Genomic DNA, 22941 nt, shown 5'->3' with positions numbered 1-22941 from the left:
GCGGCTGAGTGGTTTCTGATAACATGCCGCCATTCGTGCTTTTTGACACCAGTGAGTCATAACACTATCTATGACGATAATTTATACCGCCCTGCTTTACCTTCTTCAGCCGTTCATCTGGCTTCGCCTGTGGCTGCGTGGACGTAAAGCACCGGCCTATCGCAAACGCTGGGCAGAACGCTATGGTTACTGTAGCGGCAAAGTAGAACCCGGCGGCATTGTGCTGCACTCTGTTTCTGTTGGTGAAACACTAGCGGCTGTGCCACTGGTGCGCGCTTTGCGCCACCGTTACCCTGATATGCCGATCACCGTCACCACCATGACGCCAACCGGCTCAGAGCGCGCACAGTCTGCATTTGGCAAAGATGTTCATCATGTCTACCTGCCTTATGATCTGCCCGGCTCGATCAACCGCTTTCTTGATAATGTCGATCCTTGTCTGGTCATCATTATGGAAACCGAGCTGTGGCCGAACATTATTCGTATTCTGCATCAGCGCAACATTCCGCTGGTGATCGCCAACGCGCGTCTGTCTGAACGTTCTGCCAGGGGTTATCGCAAGCTGGGCAAATTTATGCGCCAGCTGCTGCAATCTATTACGCTGATTGCCGCGCAAAACAGTGAAGATGGCGAGCGCTTTCTCTCACTCGGCCTGAAACGTTCTCAACTGACGGTAACTGGCAGCCTGAAATTCGATATTTCTGTGACGCCAGAACTGGCTGCCCGTGCAATTACACTACGTCGCCAGTGGGCTTCTCGCCGTCCAGTCTGGATCGCAACCAGCACGCATGAAGGCGAAGAAGCCATTATTTTGGCGGCACACCGTGAACTCCTGCAAAAATGGCCCGAGCTGCTGCTGATTTTGGTGCCGCGCCATCCTGAACGCTTCCGTGATGTGGAAGAACTGACCCAAAAGCGGGGCTTTAGCTTCATCCGCCGTAGCAGCAATCAAATTCCCGCGCTGGAGACCCAGGTTGTTATTGGCGATACCATGGGCGAACTGATGTTGTTGTACGGGATTGCCGATCTGGCTTTTGTCGGCGGTAGCCTGGTCGAACGCGGTGGCCATAATCCGCTGGAGCCAGCAGCACATGCGATTCCCGTGCTGATGGGACCACATACCTGGAACTTCAAAGATATTTGCAGCAAGCTGCAACAGGCACAGGGTCTGATCACCGTCACTGATGCGGCTTCACTGGAAAAAGAAGTGGCTAATCTGCTGCAAGATGAAGACTATCGCCTTTACTATGGCCGCCATGCGGTAGAAGTCCTGCATCAAAACCAGGGCGCGCTGCATCGTCTGCTACAGTTACTCGAACCTTACCTTCCTCCTCGGGCACATTAATGACCTCACGCCAGCGCCTTTCTGTGGTAATCATCAGCAAAAATGAAGCCGACCTGTTGCCGGACTGTCTGGCATCTGTCAGTTGGGCCGATGAAATCGTCGTGCTCGATTCTGGCAGTGAGGATAATACCGTTGAGGTCGCTCGGCAGGCTGGCGCGCGGGTGTGGCAATCGACCCACTGGCAGGGCTTTGGCAAACAGCGTCAGTTGGCCCAAAGCTACGCCAGCAACGACATGATTTTGATGATCGATGCTGACGAGCGCGTAACGCCGCCGCTGCGCCAGGCGATTGAGCAGGTGCTGAGTTCGCCTGCCAGTAACACCGTGTACAGCCTTGGTCGTAGTAATCTGTTTCTGGGACGTTTTATGCGCCACAGCGGCTGGTATCCTGACCGTGTGATGCGCCTCTACCCGCGCCAGCTGAGTTATAACGACAATCTGGTGCATGAGTCACTGGAAACTCAGGGTGCGCCTGTGGTCGCCCTGAAAGGGGATTTGCAGCATCTCACCTGTCGCGATCTGGTCGCATTCCAGCGCAAGCAGCTTAACTATGCCGCTGCATGGGCGCAGGAGCGGCATCAGCGCGGCAAACGTTGTGGGATCGTCAGTATTTTTACCCACACGCTAGGTGCATTCTGCAAAACGCTGATTTTGCGGGCTGGATTTCTCGATGGCAAACAAGGCTGGATTTTGGCCGTGGTCAATGCGCAGTATACCTTTAACAAATACTCCACTCTGTGGGCGCTGAATCGCCCTTCTGCAAAAGGCAGCGTATGAGCACGAAAGCGATATACCCCGGCACTTTTGATCCCATCACCAGTGGCCATGTTGATATTGTTACCCGCTCCGCAAAGATGTTTGATCACATCCTGCTTGCCGTTGCGGCCAGCCCACACAAGAAAACCCTGTTCTCTTTGGACGAACGCGTTGCTTTGGCTAAGCTGGCGACGGCACATCTGCCTAACGTCGAAGTAAAAGGATTTTCTGACCTGATGGCCAACTTCGCTCAAGCGCAGGGTGCAAACGTGTTGGTGAGAGGGCTACGTGCGGTCGCCGACTTCGAGTATGAGCTGCAACTGGCGCAGATGAATCGTCACCTGCTGCCCAGCCTGGAAAGTGTGTTCCTGATGCCTTCCCAGGGCTTTTCATTTATCTCCTCTTCGTTGGTCAAAGAGGTGGCGCGCCATGCTGGTGATGTTGCTGCCTTTTTACCGGAAGAGGTACACAAAGCCCTGCTGAAAAAACTGGCTGAACAGTAATTATCGCTGGCAGTTAGGGCACCAGAATGTGCTGCGCTGACCGTGCTTACCGCTGACTATCGGTGTACCACAGGCGCGGCACGGCTCACCCGCACGACCATAAACTTGCAACTCCTGAGCAAAATACCCCGGCTTACCATCGCTTTGCAGGAAATCGCGCAGTGTGGTTCCCCCCTGCTCAATGGAGCGAAGCAGCACGGCTTTAATGGTACTGACCAGCAAAGCGACTTCATCTTTGCTCAAACTATAAGCGGGTCGATCGGGCGCGATCCCAGCGGTGAACAGTGACTCGCTGGCATAGATATTCCCTACCCCTACCACGATTTTGTTATCCATGAGCCACTGTTTTACCACCGTGCGCTTGCCGCGAGATTTCTCAAACAGATAATCCGTATTGAACGCTTCGCTTAACGGCTCTGGACCAAGATGTGCCAATACGCTGCTACCGGCTAAGTCATTGCTCCACAACCACGCACCGAAGCGACGAGGGTCGGTATAGCGCAGTACCTTGCCGTTGCTCATCACCAGGTCAACGTGATCGTGCTTTTCTGCCGGCAGTTCATGCGGCAGCACGCGCAGGCTGCCAGACATGCCAAGATGTACGATTATCCAGCCGTGGGGCAGCTCAATCAGCAGGTATTTAGCCCTGCGCTGTACGCTGATTACCGGCTGATCGCTCAGTGCATGAATTTCCTGCGAAACAGGCCAACGCAGGCGGCCATTACGTACCACGGCATGCAGGATAGTTTCCCCTACCAGATGCGGCTCAATACCGCGACGGCTGGTTTCGACTTCAGGTAATTCTGGCATCTCATCTCCCGGCTGCATTACTGGATAAAAACAAAAAACCCGGCCGAAGCCGGGTTTTTAGCAGAACACCAAAATTACTTAATTTTGGCTTCTTTGTAGATCACGTGCTGGCGTACAACCGGATCGAACTTTTTCAGTTCCAGTTTCTCTGGTTTAGTACGCTTGTTCTTCGTGGTGGTATAGAAGTGACCTGTACCAGCAGAGGAAACGAGCTTGATCTTCTCACGAATACCTTTAGCCATGATTCAGTTCCTTAGTACTTCTCACCACGGGCACGGATTTCGGACAGAACCGTATCAATGCCTTTCTTATCAATAACACGCATACCTTTAGCAGATACACGCAGAGTAACGAAGCGCTTCTCGCTCTCAACCCAAAAACGGTGTGAGTGCAGGTTCGGCAGGAAACGGCGTTTCGTCGCGTTCAGTGCGTGGGAACGGTTGTTACCGGTCACCGGACGCTTTCCAGTTACCTGGCAGACTCGTGACATGTCTATTCTCCAAAAATCAAATCAGCTCGAGCTTTAAAAATTAGGTTTTGGCCGCCTCGTCAGGCAAATGCCCGCCCAGGCGAGTTCCATGTGAACCCGCTAAGCTGGCCCAAACGCCAAACCCGAGATTCTCAAAGGTGGCGTAGTATACGCCGCTCAGCGTAAGTGCTCAAGTCCCGAACAAATAAAGATCCCAATGGATCGCGTAAAAAGCCGCCGTTTACACCGATTTTTCCAGGCTCAGACCCTTATAACCAGCCTCTTTCCGCAAAAGAAACATATTCACCACGACCAATCACTAAATGGTCAAGCAGCCGAATATTAAGCAGTTGGCAGGCTTCATTAACGCGACTGGTCACCTCACGATCGGCCTTACTTGGCTCAGATTTCCCCGAAGGATGATTGTGCGCCAGTATCAGAGCGGCCGCATTAAACTTTAACGCTTCTCTGACAATTTCACGTGGATGCACTTCAACGCTGCTAATCGAACCCGCAAACATTTGCTGTGCTTGTAGCACCCGATGCTGGTTATCTAAAAACAGCGCCATGAAAACCTCACGCTCCTGGTTGCCCAACAGACTTTGTAAGTAAGAACGCGTCGCATGCGGATTTTCCATGACGTTTTCACACGCAATCTGGGTGGTTAACACGCGTTTTGCCAGCTCAGCAATGGCGTGTAGCTGTGCCAGTTTCGCGTTACCCACACCTTTAATCTCATCAAATTCCTGACGGCTGGCGCTGAGGATATGATAGAGCGATCCAAATTTCGTCAGCAGTTGCTGTGCCAGCGCCATCACATTCAGACCGGTCACACCGGTACGCAGGAAAATCGCCAGCAGCTCGACATCTGTCAGGTGCTCAGCGCCCATTTCCAGCAGTTTTTCTCGTGGTGCCATCACTGTTTCCCTGTTCGTTTCACCCAGCGCTATCCTGCCCTGGCACGCGATGAACTGTCTGTTCGACGTGACAAATTCTGGAAACGGCTCGCAAACCACAGGGCGTGGCAAAGGCGCAAATCGGGTTTTGTGGTAAAGTTCATCCATTCTGCTGTGCCAGATACAGCACCCGATTTCACGAGGTCACAAGCATGATGGGTTTAGCCGGGAAAAAAATCCTGCTGGGTGTTAGCGGCGGCATTGCTGCTTATAAAACCCCTGAACTGGTTCGCCGTCTACGCGATCGCGGTGCGGACGTTCGGGTCATGATGACCGAAGCCGCCAAAGCTTTTATCACCCCATTGAGCCTGCAAGCCGTATCGGGCTATCCCGTCATGGACGATCTGCTCGACCCAGCAGCCGAAGCGGCTATGGGACACATCGAGCTGGCAAAATGGGCTGACCTAATTTTACTCGCTCCCGCTACCGCCGATTTAATTGCCCGGCTGGCAGCAGGAATGGCCAATGATTTGGTGACCACCGCCTGTCTGGCCAGCGCCGCGCCATTAGCGATTGCACCTGCCATGAACCAGCAGATGTACCGTGCGGCAGCCACTCAGCATAACCTGCAACTGCTTGACGCGCGTGGTGTGATGATTTGGGGACCAGACAGCGGCAGCCAGGCTTGTGGAGATGTCGGGCCGGGCCGCATGTCAGACCCGCTCACCCTTGTTGACCATGCGGTGCAGTGGGCATCCCCCGTCAAAGATCTGCAACATCTCAACATTATGATCACCGCCGGCCCAACGCGGGAAGCGCTGGACCCGGTGCGTTATATCACTAACCACAGCTCGGGTAAGATGGGCTTCGCCATTGCGGCTGCGGCTGCACAGCGCGGCGCAAAAGTGACGCTGGTAGCCGGCCCGGTTACACTGACAACGCCGCCACAGGTCGCGCGTGTTGATGTAAACAGCGCCCTTGAGATGCAGGCTGCGGTGATGAGCGACATTGAACAACAACATATTTTCATCGCCAGCGCAGCCGTGGCAGACTATCGTGCCGCCGCTGTTGCCGAGCAGAAGATGAAAAAACAGGGCGGAGAAGACACTCTGACGCTGCAGTTAGTTAAGAATCCAGACATCGTTGCAGAAGTGGCGGCGCGTAAGACGGGTCGGCCTTTTGTGGTTGGATTTGCGGCAGAAACCCAGAATGTGGAAGAATACGCCCGGCAAAAACGGCAACGGAAGAACCTCGATCTGATCTGTGCAAATGACGTTTCACAGAGCGGACAAGGTTTTAACAGTGACCGCAATGCGCTTCACCTTTTTTGGCAGGATGGAGATAAACGCTTACCGCTTTGCGATAAGACACTCCTTGGCCAACAATTATTAGACGAGATAGTCAGCCGTTATGATGAAAAAAATCGACGTTAAAATTCTGGATGCGCGCGTAGGCACCGAGTTCCCCCTGCCTTCTTATGCGACAGCAGGTTCAGCAGGCCTGGATTTACGCGCCTGTCTCGATGAAGCTCTGGAAATCACACCAGGCATGACAACGCTGGTACCAACCGGCTTGGCTATCCATATTGCCGATCCTTCTCTGGCGGCAGTTATCCTGCCACGCTCAGGCCTGGGCCATAAACATGGCATCGTGCTGGGCAACCTGATCGGCCTGATTGACTCCGATTACCAGGGCCAACTGATGGTTTCGGTCTGGAATCGCGGCAGCGAAAGCTTTACGCTGCAACCGGGCGATCGTCTGGCACAGCTGGTGTTCGTACCTGTCGTGCAGGCGGAATTCAACCTGGTGCAAGACTTTGACGCCAGCGTACGCGGTGAAGGTGGCTTCGGTCATTCTGGTCGCCAGTAACGCTCGCACTCCCACTTACGCCTCTGCCATTTTTATCCTCTCCATAAGCTCCTTGCTTGTGGCAGACGCGTAAGTGTTGCCTGTTTTGGTTACTTTCAGGGGTCTTTTAGGTCATGGCAGAAAAAAAAGTTGCGAAACGGAACCGTCGCGAAGAGATTTTGCAGGCTCTGGCACAAATGCTGGAATCCGACGATGGTAGCCAGCGCATCACTACCGCAAAGCTGGCGGCAAATGTCGGTGTTTCTGAAGCGGCACTCTATCGTCACTTCCCCAGCAAGACACGCATGTTTGACAGTCTGATTGAGTTTATCGAAGACAGTCTGATTACCCGCATCAATCTGATTTTGAACGATGAGAAAGAGACACTTTCACGCCTACGCCTGATGGTTCAGCTCATTCTCGGCTTTGGTGAGCGTAATCCGGGGCTGACACGCATTCTGACTGGCCATGCACTGATGTTTGAACAAGATCGCCTACAAGGGCGTATCAATCAGCTGTTCGAACGCATTGAAGCGCAACTGCGTCAGGTGATGCGTGAGCGAAAAATGCGTGAAGGCGTTGGTTTCCAGACAGACGAAACACTGCTGGCGAGTCAGTTGCTGGCAATGTGCGAAGGGCTGTTGTCGCGCTATGTGCGCTCTGAATTCCGCTATCGTCCTACTGCGGACTTTGACGTGCGCTGGCCACTGATTGTGGCGCAGCTGGTGTAATACTCTGGCGGGCAAATGCCCGCCAGACGATCAGATTCCGTACTGCTGCTGATAGGCACGCACTTGAGCCAGGTGGTCGGCCATTTCAGGCTTCTCTTCCAGGTAGGCGATCAAATCGTTCAGGGTGATGATGGCTGTCACCTGGCACTGATAATCACGCTCCACTTCCTGAATCGCTGAGATATCACCACGTCCACGCTCCTGACGATCGAGCGAGATTAATACGCCAGCCAGTTTAGCTTTATGCGCATTGATGATTTCCATCGATTCACGGATCGCGGTACCTGCGGTGATCACGTCATCCACTAACATGACTTTGCCTGCCAATGGGCTACCCACTAACAAACCACCTTCGCCATGATCTTTCGCTTCTTTACGGTTAAAGCAGTAAGGCACATCGCGGTCATGATGGTCAGCCAGCGCCACTGCGGTCGTCGTGGCAATTGGGATGCCTTTGTAAGCCGGACCAAACAGCAGGTCGAACTCAACGCCACCATCTACCAACGCCTGCGCATAAAAACGCCCTAACAGCGCTAAATCGCGGCCACTGTTAAACAAACCGGCGTTGAAGAAATAAGGACTAATGCGTCCTGATTTCAGGGTGAACTCACCAAACTTCAGCACCCCTTTGTTCAGGGCGAATTCAATAAACTGACGCTGCCAGGCTTTCATTTCTCACTCCTTCAAACAAAAAAAAGGCGACTCTCTGGTCGCCTGTTAAATCAATTTTCCAGTACCGCTTTCTGCGCCTGGATGAGCTGTTCAATACCGCCACGGGCCAATGCCAGCAGGGCTAACAGTTCGTCATGACTGAACGGCTCGCCTTCCGCAGTACCCTGCACTTCAATCATGCGGCCATCTTCGGTCATCACGACATTCATGTCGGTTTCAGCTGTCGAATCTTCAACATACTCGAGGTCACACAGCGCTTCACCCCCCACGATACCAACAGAGATCGCTGCAACCATGCCTTTCAGTGGGCTGGATTTCAGCTTGCCATCGGCAACCAGTTTGTTGAGGGCATCAGCCAGCGCCACACAAGCACCGGTAATTGAGGCGGTACGCGTGCCACCATCGGCCTGAATCACGTCACAATCCAGCGTGATGGTAAATTCGCCCAGCGCTTGTAAATCAACAGCTGCACGCAGTGAGCGTGCGATCAGGCGCTGGATTTCCAGCGTACGCCCACCCTGTTTGCCTTTGGCGGCTTCGCGCGCCATGCGGCTATGGGTTGAGCGCGGTAACATGCCGTACTCTGCGGTGATCCATCCCTGGCCTTTGCCTTTCAGGAAGCGTGGCACACCCTCTTCAATGGTGGCGGTGCACAGCACTTTGGTTTCACCAAACTCAACCAACACTGAACCTTCAGCGTGTTTAGTGTAATTACGGGTGAGTGTAACAGGGCGCACTTGTTGCGCGCTTCGGCCTGCTGGACGCATGGGATTCTCCGGCTTGCTAATGACTGGATGCGCATTATACGGACTTACCCGGCCACTGTCCTGCCTGCATCGGCACAATGGCGGATGAAATTTCGCCCTGGCTGTGGCTAAATGCGCCCATACTCCTCACAAATATGAAGAAAAATGATGACAGCACTCCTGCATTTCCTGCTGGCGTTGGTGGTGATCTTTGCCCTCGCCTTGCTGGTCAGCCATGACCGTAAACTGATTCGCCCACGCTATATCATGCAACTACTGGTCGTTGAAGCCCTGCTGGGCTGGTTTTTCCTGCACTCTGCCAGCGGCCTTGCCGTGGTCACCTCTGTCAGCGGATTTTTTGAAACGCTATTAGGCTTCGCGGCCCAGGGCAGCGACTTTGTCTTTGGCAATATGAGTAAACAGGGACTGGCCTTTATTTTCCTCGGGGTACTTTGCCCGATTATCTTTATCTCAGCGCTGATTGGTATTCTGCAACACTGGCGCATTCTGCCACTGCTTATCCGCTTGTTTGGTACGCTGTTGTCCAAAATTAATGGCATGGGCAAACTGGAATCCTTTAATGCCGTCAGTACCTTGATCCTCGGGCAGTCGGAGAACTTCATCGCTTATAAAGGCATTCTTGGCGATATCTCTTCTGCGCGAATGTACACCATGGCCGCGACGGCAATGTCCACGGTTTCCCTCTCCATCGTCGGGGCTTATATGTCGATGATCGAGCCGAAATATGTGGTCGCAGCGCTGCTGCTCAACATGTTCAGCACGTTCATTATTCTCTCAATCATTAATCCACTACGCCCGGAAAGCGAAGAGCATATTGCTCTCGACAAGCTGCACGAAGATCAGAGCTTCTTTGAGATGTTAGGTGAATATATTCTGGCGGGATTCAAGGTTGCGATGATTATTCTGGCGATGCTGGTCGGCTTTATTGCGCTGATCGCGGCTGTGAATGAAATCTTTGCGGCCGTTTTTGGTCACAGCTTCCAGCAGTTGCTGGGCTACTTGTTCTATCCTCTGGCGTGGTTAGTGGGCATTCCTGCGGCAGATGCGCTTCAGGCTGGCAGCATTATGGCAACCAAGCTGGTAGCCAATGAATTTGTCGCGATGATCGACCTGAAAAAAGTGGCAGCAGAGATGACGCCGCGTGGCCTGGGTATCCTTTCTGTGTTCCTGGTTTCGTTCGCTAACTTTGCCTCGATTGGTATTGTTGCGGGTGCGATTAAAGGGCTGAATGAACGCCAGGGTAATGTGGTTTCCCGTTATGGCTGGAAGCTGGTTTATGGCTCTACGCTGGTGAGTTTACTCTCCGCCGCGTTTGCCGGGCTGTTCATTTAATAGAAGCGGGAGGCTCAGGCCTCCCGTTTTTTTGTTAAAAACTCACACACACCGGCGCATCAACGCGCATCACAGACTCCTGCGCAAATCGCTTCTTATAGATCTCACGCAGTGCTTCAATACTGGCCTGGCTAGTACGATCTGAGCCATGAATCAGCATCAGTGCTTTGCTGTTTTCATGCGCGACTGTACCGTCCTGGCCCAGCCATTGTCCCTTTGCATCGTAAACAGACAACCCTTCTTTAAAGCGTGGCGTCACATCTTTATCGACGAAGTTCTGCCACTCCTGGGGCGTAATCGCTGCGCCATGGGGCCGATTTAAACCAAACCACAACGTGGTTTGCATCATGATATCGCCGCCCGCACACACCGGAACAGGCTTGCTGACAGGAGCAGAAACCACCGAAGACACCGGGGCCTGACAGGCAGCCAATAGCATTGCCAATCCAGTAGTCAGTACGAATTTTCGTATCATCATTACGTGATCCTTTAAGGTGAGAATTCCCTGTTCATCATAAGTAACGCGGTAAAAAAAGGTGAAATATTTCAAAGGCATTTAACGCTCAGGATTTGGTCTGTCATGCCGCCGCGCTGGCCGCTATACTTCAGCAATAAATTCCGCCATCGAGTAATGCTTATGATCCGCAGTATGACCGCTTACGCACGCCGTGAAGCAAAAGGAGACTGGGGCAGCGCAGCCTGGGAGCTTCGTTCCGTCAACCAGCGCTATCTGGAAACCTATATCCGCCTGCCAGAGCAGTTCCGCAGCCTTGAGCCGGTGATCCGCGAGCGCATCCGCAACCGCCTGACGCGCGGTAAAATCGAGTGCAATCTGCGCTTTGATGCTGACCCAAGCGCACAAGGCGAGTTGATTCTCAACGAAGCTCTGGCGAAACAGCTGGTGAAATCTGCCAACTGGGTAAAAATGCAGAGCGACGAGGGTGCAATTAACCCATTGGATATCCTGCGCTGGCCGGGTGTGATGTCGGCGAAAGACCAGGATTTGGATGCGATTAACGCCCAACTGCTACAGGCACTGGATGTCGCGTTAGATGAATTCATCATTGCACGTGAAACCGAAGGTAATGCCCTGAAAGCGCTGATTGAGCAGCGTCTCGCAGGCGTGAGCGAAGAAGTGGCAAAAGTGCGTGCACAGATGCCAGAAGTGCTGAAATGGCAGCGTGAACGCCTGGTCGCTAAACTGGAAGATGCCGAAGTGCAGTTAGAGAATAACCGCCTGGAGCAGGAACTGGTATTAATGGCACAGCGTGTAGACGTTGCCGAAGAACTGGATCGCCTCGATGCCCACGTAAAAGAGACCTATAACATCCTGAAGAAGAAAGAAGCCGTAGGCCGCCGCCTCGACTTTATGATGCAGGAGTTTAACCGCGAGTCGAATACGCTGGCGTCAAAATCTATTAATGCGGATATCACCGCTTCCGCTATTGAGCTGAAAGTGTTGATTGAGCAGATGCGCGAGCAGATTCAGAATATCGAGTAAGATTTCACGATCTCGCGTTGTCTCACTAAATCTTGCTTTGACAAAAAGGTCATTTTAAATCATGGCCTTTTCTGTTTTATATAGTCTCATATCGTATCAATAGAGCGCGTGTTTCGTGTGTACATAGACGTGTACCTACTGGCATTTATGACACGCAGTTTATGATGACGAATTGAGGCAAGGAAATCATTCTAAAACGAAGCTGAGTATGATCATGCCCTAGATAAGGTCAGCAGGTCACAGTAACTTGCTTTCTGTTGGTCATTAAAAGAAAATTCACATATACATCATTGTGCGATTTCTGATGGTAACTAAGATTTAGAGCTTTACCTGAATTGACTGCTGTGCTTATGTACAGCTATAAGAGATAACGGTGTATCGTCATGTGGTTCGCGTTGGTTTGAGAAAATTTTGGCGACTCCTTAGAACGCCGATGTATGTAACCTGAGCGATGCAGCGATAACTGCTTTATCATGTGAGGAGTTTGTTTGTAGAGAGCGATTACTCTATAGAAAAACTGCATCGCAGTGCAATTCTTGTTGTAAAAGACACTCCGATGGCTGCTTCCATCAACTAAAAATTGGCTAAGAAATATGAAGACACCATCGTTCAAATTTATCGACTTGTTCGCCGGATTGGGCGGATTTCACCTTGCTCTCAATAGGCTCGGTGGGCAGTGCGTCTTTGCAGCTGAGTGGCAAAAACATTTGCAGGACCTATATCAGATTAATTTCAATCTCCGTCCTGAAGGAGATATCACCCTGATATCTCCCAGTGATGTGCCGACACACGACATTCTAACAGCAGGTTTTCCCTGCCAGCCATTCTCCAAGGCCGGGGAGCAGCTTGGGTTTGAGTGCACGAAACAAGGTGACTTGTTTTTCAATGTAGCAGCAATACTCGAGCAGAAGAAGCCGCACTTCTTCATTCTTGAAAATGTTCCAAATTTGCTTAAACATGACGAAGGCCGAACTTGGGAGGCTATTCAAGAAATCTTAGGGTTGGGTCCAAAAGGACTGGGGTACCATATTGCCGCAGAACGCTTCTCACCGCATCATTTTGGTATCCCGCAGATTCGGGAGCGTGTATACATCATCGGCTCACGAAAACCTCTAAATAACTTTTCCTGGCCTCAAAGAAACCCGACAGAGACATCAATTGATAACATCCTAGATGATCATCCTGCTAACGCGAAACCACTTTCTACGCAGGTTATTGATTGCCTGAATGTCTGGGCAGATTTTTTGAAACGCTGCCCAGCAGATGTTGAATTACCGTCTTATCCGTTATGGTCTATGGAATGGGGAGCGACATATCCATACGAAGAGGATACGCCCTACGCTTTAAAAGAGGACTATGGTATTGACGGTCTTAAGGGATTTTCTGGGAGTCACGGACGCAAGATCGGCTACCTGCGTACTATCGAAGAGCGTTGGCTGGCTTTGCCTAGCCATGCTCGGACTGCTCATCGAAAGTTCCCCAAATGGAAGGTAGACTTCATTCGGCAGAACCGCCAGTTCTACGCTGACAATAAGGAATGGATTGATCCGTGGATGAAAAGTATCTTGAAGTTTCCTTCAAGTCTTCAAAAATTAGAATGGAATGTTAAGGGTGGGAAGCGCGATCTGTGGGAATACGTGCTGCAATTCCGTGCATCAGGCGTGCGAGTGAAACGCCGTAATACTGCCCCTAGCTTAATTGCAATGACGGATACACAGGTGCCCATCATTGCATGGCAACGGCGTTACATGACGCCGGAGGAATGTGCCCGTTTGCAGAGTTTAGACGATTTGAAAGCGCTGCCATCTACTCCTACTAAGGCTTTCCATGCGCTTGGTAATGCGGTGAACTCGACTGTCGTTGAGCGTGTTGCCCGTGCTCTGCTGGGAGATTTTATAGAACAACTTCCGGCTAGTGAGGATAATAAAGTTAGCCATGAAAAGGTCGATGCATGATGGATAGCCAGAAGCTAGGTCAATTACCATCCATTCAAATTCGCCCCGAAGTTACGATGCTCTCGGTGCTCCGACACTTAAACTATAAGCCATGGTTTGCCATGGCAGAGTTCGTAGACAACGCACTTCAGAGCATGATCGCCAACAACGAGCAGTTGCAAGTATTGCATGATGATAAATTTCAACTGAGGGTAGATGTCAAAATCGATACTTCTGGCCCAGGCCTGATTGTTATCCGTGACAATGCAGCCGGAATATCGAAAGTTGATTTTCCTCGAGCATTTCGGGCTGCTCAAGTTCCAGAGGATCGCAGCGGGCTTTCTGAGTTCGGTATGGGTATGAAAAGCGCTGCATGCTGGTTTGCAGAGAAATGGAGTGTTCGTACCAAAGCCATTGGTGAATCAATAGAGCGCACAATATATTTCGATGTTCGAAACATTGTCGAAAATAAGATTGAAAGTTTGAATACTGAAACTCGTGAGGTCGATCCATCAGCGCACTACACAGTGGTGACCCTTCGAGGTTTACATCACATGCCGCAAGGACGAACCGTCGGTAAGATTCGAGACCATTTATCTAGCATCTATCGGATGTTTCTAAGGGATGGAAGACTGTCCCTTCACTTAAATGGTTCACCGCTTACATATCAACTTCCGGACATACTCACTGCAGTTGCTTATACATCTCCCGGGGTACAAGCACAGGGTGATAATGTGGTGCCTGTTGAATGGCGGAAAGATATCGATCTGGATTTTGGTGGAAATCAGCGTGTTAAAGGATTTGCTGCGCTTCGTGAAATTGGCTCAACACCATTAGCCGGTTTTGCTTTATTTCGTCGAGACAGATTAATCGAAGGTAGCTTCGATGAGAGCTATCGGCCTAGCTATGTATTCAAACAAACTAACAGTTATCCATATCAACGACTATTTGGTGAACTTCATGTTGAAGGGTTTGAAGTTAGTCATACAAAAGATGGGTTTCGCTGGGAAGAATACGAAGATATTTTTCTGGAACATTTGAAAGCTCAAATTGAAGAAGCCCCACTAAACCTACTCACTCAAGCCGAAAATTATCGGTCGCTTCCTTCTAGAAAGAGTATTGGGACACGGGCTGTGGCAGCGACTGCCGCCGTCGCAAACTACGTCGAAAAAGAAGTTGCGCCACTGTTAATTGAGGCCAATCAGTATCCGACTGATGCGAATAAGTTGCCATCCGAACTCGTTTCGAGGGAACTCCAGGCGTCTGAGCGTATTGTCGAAGTTAACGATGGTAATTATCAATGGATAATAACTTTGAGAACCTCTGTGGATCCCGCAACAGAGGATTGGGTATCAGTTGCAATTACTCAGCAGCCTACGGACTTGGGTGAAGATATCCGGCGTTTGACGATTGATCTTTCATTGGCTCATCCATTTTCGATTGAATTTTTAGGAGTGAACAACGAGAACGTAGAAGTATTACTACGCATCTCAACAGCGATATGCATTGCTTTGATCTTAACAGAGGATGTTTCAGGAGAACCTCCAGAAAGCTTTCTCTATCATTTCAACTACTTGATGAGGGGGGCTCTATCGAGAACCCCATTAGAGAAATAAAATATGGCAACCTCTATCGAAATCCTAAAAACTCTTCAGCCTCCTTTGCGTTGGGTGCCGGAAAAAAAAGACATTACTGAGGATTTTCTTCAAAGCAAATCCAAAGATCCGAATGGCCCTGACTATGAGGATTTAACCAATGGTGTTAATTCTGTACTTCAAGAAGCACAGCGGATTCTTGGTCGCTGTTTACCCCCTACAGAGCCTGCAGGACGAGAAACGGGGTTAGTAGTGGGTTATGTGCAAAGCGGTAAAACAATGTCGTTTGAAACAGTGATTTCTCTAGCACGCGACAATGGCTACGGGCTTGTAATTGTTTTGGCTGGTACGAAGAACAATCTTCGTGACCAATCTGAAAAACGCCTGAAGAAAGACCTTGGTATCGATGACGGCGAAAACTGGTACCACTATTCCAATCCCTCCGCGAACGTTAAAAGGCAGATTGAGGATAAGATTGTTGCTTGGATAAAGAAACCTACAAAAAAAGCAATTTTAATTACTGTGCTCAAGCACGGCGGCCATCTCGAAAACTTGGCTGCTCTCGTTAAAAAGTTGTCAGTATCAGACGTCCCATCCTTGATTATTGATGATGAGAGCGATCAAGCAAGCCTAAATACCCATTCGGCTAAGATTCGTAGTGGGAAAGTAGCACCATCAGAAATGAGCACGACCTACGAAAAAATTTGTAAGCTTCGTGACGAGCTTCCGCATCATTCTTATCTACAGTACACGGCAACTCCGCAGGCCAATCTTCTACTTGCGCAAACTGATTTGCTGAATGCTTCCTTTGCAGAGTTGGTTACGCCTGGTGAGGCTTACACAGGTGGAAAATCTTTCTTTGGAAAAAACTCTTCGCTCGTCAGGGATATTCCATCTGTGGAGGTACCCGGGCCAACCAATAAATTGACATCATCTCCTAAAAGTTTACTGAGCGCCTTGCGTTATTTCTTATTAACATGCGCTCACCACGCGCTAACGCGTGAGCGGAAAAAAGACAGAAATCGCTCAATGATGATCCACCCCGCAATGGCAACCACCTCTCATACTAATTATATGGAGTGGCTTGATAAGTCCTTAAAGACGTTAAAGTCATTTGTCGAGAGGCAATATGATACTAAAATCGAAACTGTGGCTCAGCTTTTCCAGACTGAGTACGATTCTCTTAAGAAAACATATCCAAAAATCAAACAATTAAGTGAATTGCTTGCCGCTATGGTTGATGAGGTATTCAGCGAACTGAATCACGTCGTGGTTAATGGAACTAAGGATGCTGAAAAGAACATTGACTGGAAGGCCACGCCATATTGGATTCTAGTGGGCGGTGCTAAGCTAGATAGAGGTTATACTATTGAAGGCCTTTGTGTGACCTATATGCCACGTCCCTTAGGTACATCGCCAGCAGCTGATACTTTGCAACAGCGAGCACGATTTTTCGGTTACAAAAAAGCATATTTGGGCCTTTGCCGTGTATTTGTTCAGAAGAATGTGAGCAATGCTTTCACCGAGTATGTAGAGCATGAGGAATTCGTTCGAGAGGCTTTAGAGAATTCACGGGGCAAACCTCTCTCTGATTGGCGCCGAGATTTTGTACTTACATCAATGCTTAAAGCAACTCGTGCTAATGTCGTCGGACTCGATACACGACGTATCCCAGCTAATGGCTGGATGGTTCCTGATGTTATGCAAAGGGATGACGAAGCTCATTTAGCTAATCAAGAGTTGCTTTCGTTCGTAGTAAGGAAATGGACTACTGAATATGGTGCACCCGTCAACGCGGCTGAGTTCTCTCAATTCAAAGGCGTTAAAGACTTATCACCGCACTTCTTGTTTGACCCTATCCCGCTGAAAGCGGTGCTTAAAGATTTTCTGCTTGAGGTGAAGGTGAAAGATCCCTTTGATGCAGAGGAACATAGCGCGATGCTGCTCGCGATGGCGGCACTTCTTCGGAAGACTCCAAGCCTCAAGGCCGATGTATTTCTTATGAACAACTTAGTTGCAGGTTATCGAACACGCTCTTCAGGACGTGGCGTCGATGCCAAGCACCGCTTCGCACCAATCAATCAGTATTTCAGCCAAAGTGCGGAGGCTATCAATGACAGAAGTTTTTGCTCTACTGAACGTGTCTCTATCCAGTTACGTCGATTCAATTTGGGCACGATACAGCGTGACTATGCCAGCGCCGATATTAAGGAAGTCACTTGGTTTGCATTACACGTGCCAGACAAGTTGAGAAAGGATTTACTGATCGAGGCACGTCGTTAATGAATGTTTTCGATCACTTCTTAAATCTACCCTGCGCAACGTCAGAAATGAGCTTTACTGCGATCCCTTTATCCATACACCGTAAGGACTTTCTTGCAAAAGGCTCTGATGGCACCCCACTTTTCTTATTACATGATGCTAGCGAAGTACAGTACAGCCCCGGTGTGCAGTTCCGGTATTTGACCGCGCAGTTTCACGCAACTTGCAGAGTACATACAGACGGTAAGGAACTACAGGATCAATTTGCCCTCGTTTCTTGCGATGCTGCTGTACCGGACCTCCATGAGATATTTGTACGTTGTTTCAGCGCTGCGATCGAAGAACTCCCTATTACTTCGGGAACACGAGAGCTAAACAACTGTATTCAGAAGCTCGTAGATCTTTTTAGGGCTCTTTCCCAACCAAGTGGGAAAGACGTTTTGGGTCTATGGGGCGAACTCTACATAATCGCTAATAGCGGCAACATTGTGGGAGCCATGACAGATTGGCACGAAGATCCATTCGATCGCTTTGACTTCTCATGGGGACAAGGATGCCTAGAGGTTAAGGCATCCATGCAATCAGCTCGGCTTCACACCTTTACACTCGAGCAGTTGATGAATCCTACGAAAGGTATTGGTTATGTTGCGTCGCTGCTGTTACAACCTTTGTCTGGAGGACTCGGGTTGATTGATCTTGCAAATTTGATTGAAATGGAATTGAGTCACTCGCCTGCACTGAAGTTGAAGCTCTGGAAAAATTTGGCTAAGGCTCTGGGTGGGGATTTTTCTGAAAAACTGGACAAGCGATTCGATATCTCTTATGCCGAGCGTAACCTTATTGTGTATGCAATGGATGACCTCCCAAGGCCTGAAAAACCCAGTGATCCGCGAGTGATTGCGATACGATTCACAGCAGATCTTACAACGACTACATCTTCTCTAAAGAAAAATTCACTATCAGCATTGCGCGACATTTTGGAACGATATTGTGAAAGATCTTCGTAAGCCAAAGCAGATAAGACTTGAGCATCAACTATTGTACACGGCAACTCAAAGTTGATAACTCCCGCTGACTGTGATGCATATACGAATGTTTACGCTTTTTTATTCATTGCTGTGGAGCGTGGAAGTAATGCGCTATGCAGATCAATTCTCACTTTATTAACCCCAAACATTTCAATCATTCAAAAAATGCAGGGTAATGTGCCGGAAATTTGTAATTCCACCTCAATGCTCAAAGTAGGCAAGCATGATTATAGTGCTTAATGCTTTGTAAGCATCCCTGCAAAACGGACCATTCACTTTTAGAGATCTTCCGACATACTGACTATGTCCTTTGAGGAGATCACCATGCGCAAAGCCCGATTTACCGAACATCAGATCATTGCCGTTCTGAAGTCCGTTGAAGCTGGACGTACAGTCAAAGATGTTTGTCGCGAGGCGGGAATATCCGAGGCCTCGTATTACAACTGGAAAGCGAAGTTTGGTGGGATGGAAGCCTCTGATATCAAAAAGATGAAAGATCTGGAGGACGAAAATCTCCGCCTGAAGCAAATGTTTGCTGGCCTAAGTCTGGAATGCCGGGCGCTGACAGACGTCATCGAAAAAAAGCTTTAAAACCAGCGATAAAGCGTGAGCTCGTCAGCTATCTGACCACGCAATTTACGATGAGCATACGCCAGGCATGCAGGACGTTATCGCTGAGCAGGACGGTTTTTCGCTACCAACCGAACACGCGGCGTGATGAACCGGTGATCCAGGTTTTGACTGTACTGGCTGAACGCTATCCCCGCTACGGCTTTAAGAAGCTTTTTCAGGTGCTTCGCAGGCAGGGTCACGTCTGGAACCACAAGCGTGTGCACCGGATTTACCGCCTTCTGAAACTGAATTTTCGGCGTAAGGGTAAACAGCGTCTGCCGGTGCGAAATCCGGCTCCGCTGGCCATGCCGGAAGCACTTAACCAGAGCTGGTCGATTGACTTTATGCACGAAGCCCTGACATGTGGCCGACGTTTTCGGACTTTCAATATCGTTGATGACTTTAACCGTGAAGCACTGGCCATCGAAATTGACCTGAATATACCAGCACAGCGTATCGTTTGGGTGCTGGACAGGATAGTGGCAAACCGTGGATATCCACTGAAAATGCGAATGGATAACGGGCCAGAACTGATATCACTGGCTCTGGCGCAATGGGCTGAAGACCACGGTGTGACGCTGGAATTTATTAAGCCGGGTAAGCCAACGCAGAACGCCTTTATTGAACGGTTTAACCGAACGTACCGGACAGAAATACTGGATTTTTATCTGTTCAGGACGCTGAATGAAGCACGGGAAATTACAGAGCGCTTGTTGGCTGAATATAATAGCGAGCGCCCTCATGAATCCCTGAATAACCTGACGCCGGAAGAATTCCGGCTGATAACAGAAAACCCGGAAATCTCAAAAAGTGCGTGGAACTAAAACGGGTGCGCTTACAGATTGATTTTATGCACGATGCGCTGACATGTGGCCGACGTTTTCGGACTTTCAATATCGTTGATGACTTTAACCGTGAAGCACTGGCCATCGAAATTGACCTGAATATACCAGCACAGCGTATCGTCCGGGTGCTGGACAGGATAGTGGCAAACCGTGGATATCCGCTAAAGATGAGGGTGGCGTGATGCTGGAGTTTATCAGGCTGGGTAAGCCAACCCAGAATGCGTTTATAGAACGGGTTAACTGAACGTACCGGGCCGAAATATTGGATTTTTATCTGTTCAGAACGCTCAATGAAGCACGGGGAATCACAGAATGCGGGCTGAATGAATACAACAGTGAGCAGCCTCATGAATCCCTGAATAACCTGACGCCGGAAGAATACCGGCTAATGACTGAAAAACCGGAAATTTCAGAAAGCGTATGGAACTAAATTTGGGATAATTACACAACCACTTTAAACCAATACTCAACATTCAGATTCAATCGAATAACGCTTTCCACCTGTGCAGCCTCGCTGCACAGGTTTCGCTTATTAGCCTTTTTTCACAAACTCAGATTTCAGCTTCATTTGGCCAAAGCCATCGATGCGGCAATCAATATTGTGGTCGCCTTCTACCAGTCTGATGCCCTTTACACGGGTGCCAATCTTCAGCATCGACGAACTGCCTTTCACCTTGAGATCTTTGATGACGGTTACGCTGTCGCCATCCGCCAGCAGATTGCCGTTAGCATCTTTGACGATCAGCACGTCGCTCTCTTCAGCAGGCTGGGTGTCATCCCACTCATGGGCGCACTCGGGGCAGATGAACAGGCTACCATCGGCATAGGTATATTCAGACTGGCACTGGGGGCAAGGAGGGCATTGCATGATGATATCTCAACAAATCAAAAAGGATAAAAGCCGATTAGGCACAAGCCCCTATAATAACGCAGGAATTAGCTTTAGGGTTTGATCTCAGTAAAAATAATTTAAATAAAATGCCAAACCTTACATTATCCCTCTAAATCAATGGATACTTAGCTCGCGAAATGTTAGGCAGCTTTTAATAACATAGAGGATATAGATGTTTTATCTCACCTCAAATTCAGAGAGAAACTCGCGGCTTATCTTAAAACCATCATGACTACTTTTACTTTGCGAAGAAAATACTCCTGAACAATAACAACACACTCTTTTAATAAAATATTATTGCTATCAGGAAAGCATTTATATTCAGAAAATGAAGGCAAGGAGGGAAATAATGTTAAAACCGAGGATGACTGACTGATTTTTTAGAGAACCCCCAGCCGAAGCTGGGGGAAATAGCTTACAGCGCCATATCGTGAGCGTTATGCTCAACAGGTTTTGCCTGTGGCATTGCTTCCGCTGGTGCAGCGGCTGGCATCTGAATCACCGGTGGTTTGGTCAACTGCAGCGTTGCTGCGGTGTCATCCCAGACCTGCTGTGTCAGTGCAACGTTGCCGTTTAGCTGCTGGCCATAGCTTGGCACGATGGTGCGGATTTTTTCCTGCCATTCCGCTGACTTGAATTCCTGCGGGAACAGCTGCTTCACTACGTTCAGAGCAATCGGAGCTGCTGTTGAAGCGCCAGGTGAAGCACCCAGCAGGGCAGCAACGGTTTTCTGCTGGTCTGTAACGATCTCAGTACCCAGCTTCAGCACGCCACCTTTGTCAGCATCTTTCTTGATGATCTGCACGCGTTGACCGGCTTGAATCAGCTTCCAGTCCTCTTTCTTCGCGTTCGGGAAGTACTCTTTCAGCGCGGCGAAACGATCGTCATCACTCAACATCACCTGACCGATCAGGTATTTCACCAGGTCAAAGTTATCCATACCAACGTGCGACATTGGCAGCAGGTTTTTGGTGGTTGTGGTGCTCAGCAGATCGAGGAATGAACCCTGTTTCAGGAATTTGGTCGAGAAGGTAGCAAATGGCCCAAACAGCACCACACGCTTACCATCCAGGAAACGGGCATCAAGGTGTGGAACCGACATCGGCGGTGCACCAACAGAAGCCTGGCCGTAAACTTTCTCAAGATGACGGCTGGTAATGGCTGGGTTTTCAGTCACCAGGAATGAGCCGCCTACTGGGAAACCTGCGTAGTTTTCACCTTCAGGAATACCGGTCTTTTGCAGTAGCTTCAATGCGCCGCCGCCAGCACCGATAAACACATATTTTGCATCTACCGCGTGCTCTTCACCGCTTTTCACATCTTTGATTGTGACGTGCCAGCTGTTATCAGCGTTACGGCTGAAATCAGTGACCTCAGCGGAGGTTTCCAGCTTGAAGTTATCATTCTTCTTCAGGCTACCAATCAACTGGCGTGTAATTTCACCGTAGTTTACGTCGGTCCCAACCGGGGTCCAGGTTGCGGCAACCTTCTGCTGCGGATCGCGACCTTCCATGATCAGTGGCGCCCACTGTTCGATTTGCTGGTGATCGGTAGAGAACTTCATGCCCTGGAACAGCGTGGTCTGCTGCAGTGCAGCATAACGCTTACCAAGATAATCAACGTTCGCATCGCCCCAGACGAAGCTCATATGCGGCGTTGAGTTAATGAATGAGTGTGGATCGTGCAATACGCCCTGTTTGACCTGAGCCGTCCAGAACTGGCGCGAAATCATAAAGGCTTCGTTGATCTCCAGCGCTTTGCTGACGTCAATCGAACCATCGGCACGCTGAGGCGTATAGTTCAGTTCCATGTTCGCGGAGTGTCCAGTTCCGGCATTGTTCCAGCCATTGGACGATTCCAGCGCTACGCCATCCAGCTTCTCAACCATCAGCTGCTTCCACTGCGGTTGCAGCGTTTCCAGCCAGGTTCCCAGTGAAGCACTCATGATACCGCCGCCGATCAGCAAGACATCGGTTTTTTCCGGGGTGGTATTAGCGTAACTGCTTGAACAAACTAACAAAGCCGAGAGAGTAATGACAGGCGTGAAATTTTTTGATTTAAACATTTTGGCGGTACTTTTATACAAAAACTTAATAATTGAAAAAAGAGTTTAACCTTTTATCGCTTAAATTTAAAAAACAATT

General features: G+C 49.6%; 22 protein-coding genes and 1 pseudogene. 14 read left to right on the top strand and 9 right to left on the bottom strand.

The features are described from left to right. Positions 1 to 70: 70 nt before the first annotated feature. From waaA to coaD, 3 genes are read left to right on the top strand one after another with little or no spacing between them, the layout of a single operon-like run. The gene (gene waaA, locus F3J40_RS21295) at positions 71 to 1345 is read left to right on the top strand and encodes a lipid IV(A) 3-deoxy-D-manno-octulosonic acid transferase (RefSeq protein WP_167017885.1); all 1275 of its coding nucleotides are present in this window, start codon (positions 71 to 73) and stop codon (positions 1343 to 1345) included. Continuing rightward, a complete protein-coding gene (locus F3J40_RS21290) occupies positions 1345 to 2121 on the top strand; it encodes a glycosyltransferase family 2 protein (protein WP_167017883.1) in 777 nt (258 codons plus the stop codon). Before waaA ends, F3J40_RS21290 begins: the two co-directional genes overlap by 1 nt. After that, on the top strand, positions 2118 to 2603 hold the full coding sequence (coaD, locus tag F3J40_RS21285; protein ID WP_017348851.1) for a pantetheine-phosphate adenylyltransferase: 486 nt from the start codon (positions 2118 to 2120) through the stop codon (positions 2601 to 2603). The genes F3J40_RS21290 and coaD overlap by 4 nt, the downstream gene beginning before the upstream one ends. Here coaD and mutM read toward each other — a convergent pair whose 3' ends face one another. From mutM to radC, 4 genes are all read right to left on the bottom strand, one after another. Continuing rightward, complete coding sequence (mutM, locus tag F3J40_RS21280; RefSeq protein WP_017348852.1) at positions 2604 to 3413, bottom strand: bifunctional DNA-formamidopyrimidine glycosylase/DNA-(apurinic or apyrimidinic site) lyase; 810 nt, start codon at positions 3411 to 3413, stop codon at positions 2604 to 2606. 74 nt (positions 3414 to 3487) lie between these two features. Continuing rightward, positions 3488 to 3655: a 50S ribosomal protein L33 gene (gene rpmG / locus F3J40_RS21275; protein WP_001051798.1), complete on the bottom strand. Its 168-nt coding sequence runs from the start codon at positions 3653 to 3655 to the stop codon at positions 3488 to 3490. A gap of 11 nt (positions 3656 to 3666) precedes the next feature. Continuing rightward, positions 3667 to 3903 carry a 50S ribosomal protein L28 gene (gene rpmB, locus F3J40_RS21270; protein ID WP_026042749.1) on the bottom strand — a complete coding sequence of 79 codons (237 nt, stop codon included), beginning with the start codon at positions 3901 to 3903 and terminating at the stop codon, positions 3667 to 3669. Positions 3904 to 4151: 248 nt separating this feature from the next. Beyond that, positions 4152 to 4799 (bottom strand): RadC family protein, encoded by a 648-nt coding sequence (radC, locus tag F3J40_RS21265; RefSeq protein ID WP_167017881.1) that lies wholly within the window; start codon positions 4797 to 4799, stop codon positions 4152 to 4154. Positions 4800 to 4990: 191 nt separating this feature from the next. Here radC and coaBC point away from each other — a divergent pair, with 191 nt between their 5' ends. The 3 genes from coaBC to slmA all read left to right on the top strand — a co-directional run bounded on the left by coaBC (position 4991) and on the right by slmA (position 7357). Further along, positions 4991 to 6211 (top strand): bifunctional phosphopantothenoylcysteine decarboxylase/phosphopantothenate--cysteine ligase CoaBC, encoded by a 1221-nt coding sequence (gene coaBC, locus F3J40_RS21260; RefSeq protein ID WP_167017879.1) that lies wholly within the window; start codon positions 4991 to 4993, stop codon positions 6209 to 6211. Continuing rightward, on the top strand, positions 6189 to 6647 hold the full coding sequence (dut, locus tag F3J40_RS21255) for a dUTP diphosphatase (RefSeq protein ID WP_167017877.1): 459 nt from the start codon (positions 6189 to 6191) through the stop codon (positions 6645 to 6647). Before coaBC ends, dut begins: the two co-directional genes overlap by 23 nt. 113 nt (positions 6648 to 6760) lie before the next feature. Continuing rightward, positions 6761 to 7357 carry a nucleoid occlusion factor SlmA gene (gene slmA / locus F3J40_RS21250; RefSeq protein WP_017348857.1) on the top strand — a complete coding sequence of 199 codons (597 nt, stop codon included), beginning with the start codon at positions 6761 to 6763 and terminating at the stop codon, positions 7355 to 7357. A 30-nt stretch (positions 7358 to 7387) separates the two neighbouring features. On the opposite strand, the gene pyrE is transcribed toward slmA, so the two are convergent. Both pyrE and rph read right to left on the bottom strand, forming a co-directional pair. Further along, on the bottom strand, positions 7388 to 8029 hold the full coding sequence (gene pyrE / locus F3J40_RS21245) for an orotate phosphoribosyltransferase (RefSeq protein WP_167017875.1): 642 nt from the start codon (positions 8027 to 8029) through the stop codon (positions 7388 to 7390). Between the two features lie 50 nt (positions 8030 to 8079). Beyond that, positions 8080 to 8796 carry a ribonuclease PH gene (gene rph, locus F3J40_RS21240; RefSeq protein WP_017348859.1) on the bottom strand — a complete coding sequence of 239 codons (717 nt, stop codon included), beginning with the start codon at positions 8794 to 8796 and terminating at the stop codon, positions 8080 to 8082. Positions 8797 to 8943: 147 nt separating this feature from the next. On the opposite strand from rph, the gene F3J40_RS21235 reads away from it, so the two are divergent. Next, entirely contained in the window at positions 8944 to 10128 is a 1185-nt protein-coding gene (locus F3J40_RS21235; protein ID WP_167017964.1) for a NupC/NupG family nucleoside CNT transporter, read from the top strand. A 34-nt stretch (positions 10129 to 10162) separates the two neighbouring features. Here F3J40_RS21235 and F3J40_RS21230 read toward each other — a convergent pair whose 3' ends face one another. Next, positions 10163 to 10603: a DUF3574 domain-containing protein gene (locus tag F3J40_RS21230; RefSeq protein WP_167017962.1), complete on the bottom strand. Its 441-nt coding sequence runs from the start codon at positions 10601 to 10603 to the stop codon at positions 10163 to 10165. A 162-nt stretch (positions 10604 to 10765) separates the two neighbouring features. On the opposite strand from F3J40_RS21230, the gene F3J40_RS21225 reads away from it, so the two are divergent. The 7 genes and pseudogenes from F3J40_RS21225 to F3J40_RS21195 form a co-directional block, all read left to right on the top strand. Further along, positions 10766 to 11629, top strand: a complete 864-nt coding sequence (locus F3J40_RS21225) for a YicC/YloC family endoribonuclease (protein ID WP_026042752.1) — start codon at positions 10766 to 10768, stop codon at positions 11627 to 11629. A 593-nt stretch (positions 11630 to 12222) separates the two neighbouring features. Further along, positions 12223 to 13584, top strand: coding sequence for a DNA cytosine methyltransferase (locus F3J40_RS21220; protein WP_167017872.1), 1362 nt, complete (start codon positions 12223 to 12225; stop codon positions 13582 to 13584). After that, positions 13581 to 15179, top strand: a complete 1599-nt coding sequence (locus F3J40_RS21215; protein WP_205297476.1) for an ATP-binding protein — start codon at positions 13581 to 13583, stop codon at positions 15177 to 15179. The genes F3J40_RS21220 and F3J40_RS21215 overlap by 4 nt, the downstream gene beginning before the upstream one ends. Positions 15180 to 15182: 3 nt before the next feature. Further along, entirely contained in the window at positions 15183 to 17441 is a 2259-nt protein-coding gene (locus F3J40_RS21210) for a Z1 domain-containing protein (protein WP_167017871.1), read from the top strand. Then, positions 17441 to 18427, top strand: coding sequence for a PD-(D/E)XK motif protein (locus F3J40_RS21205; RefSeq protein ID WP_167017869.1), 987 nt, complete (start codon positions 17441 to 17443; stop codon positions 18425 to 18427). Before F3J40_RS21210 ends, F3J40_RS21205 begins: the two co-directional genes overlap by 1 nt. Positions 18428 to 18772: 345 nt before the next feature. Then, positions 18773 to 19884 (top strand): IS3 family transposase gene (locus F3J40_RS21200; RefSeq protein ID WP_370659870.1). Its coding sequence is split into 2 segments (ribosomal slippage): positions 18773 to 19025 and positions 19025 to 19884, totalling 1113 coding nucleotides; the frame shifts between segments, so codons are not numbered across the junction. Positions 19885 to 19901: 17 nt separating this feature from the next. Beyond that, positions 19902 to 20335, top strand: a pseudogene (locus F3J40_RS21195) (integrase core domain-containing protein); the annotation flags it as partial. Positions 20336 to 20437: 102 nt separating this feature from the next. Here F3J40_RS21195 and F3J40_RS21190 read toward each other — a convergent pair. Together F3J40_RS21190 and mqo are read right to left on the bottom strand one after the other, a co-directional pair. Then, entirely contained in the window at positions 20438 to 20773 is a 336-nt protein-coding gene (locus F3J40_RS21190) for a zinc ribbon domain-containing protein YjdM (RefSeq protein ID WP_167017865.1), read from the bottom strand. A 439-nt stretch (positions 20774 to 21212) separates the two neighbouring features. Beyond that, a complete protein-coding gene (mqo, locus tag F3J40_RS21185) occupies positions 21213 to 22862 on the bottom strand; it encodes a malate dehydrogenase (quinone) (protein ID WP_167017863.1) in 1650 nt (549 codons plus the stop codon). Positions 22863 to 22941 lie beyond the last annotated feature (79 nt).

Source organism: Candidatus Pantoea multigeneris (assembly GCF_011752615.1).
Taxonomy (GTDB): Bacteria; Pseudomonadota; Gammaproteobacteria; order Enterobacterales; family Enterobacteriaceae; genus Pantoea; species Pantoea multigeneris.
This window is presented reverse-complemented; position numbering and strand designations above follow the sequence as displayed.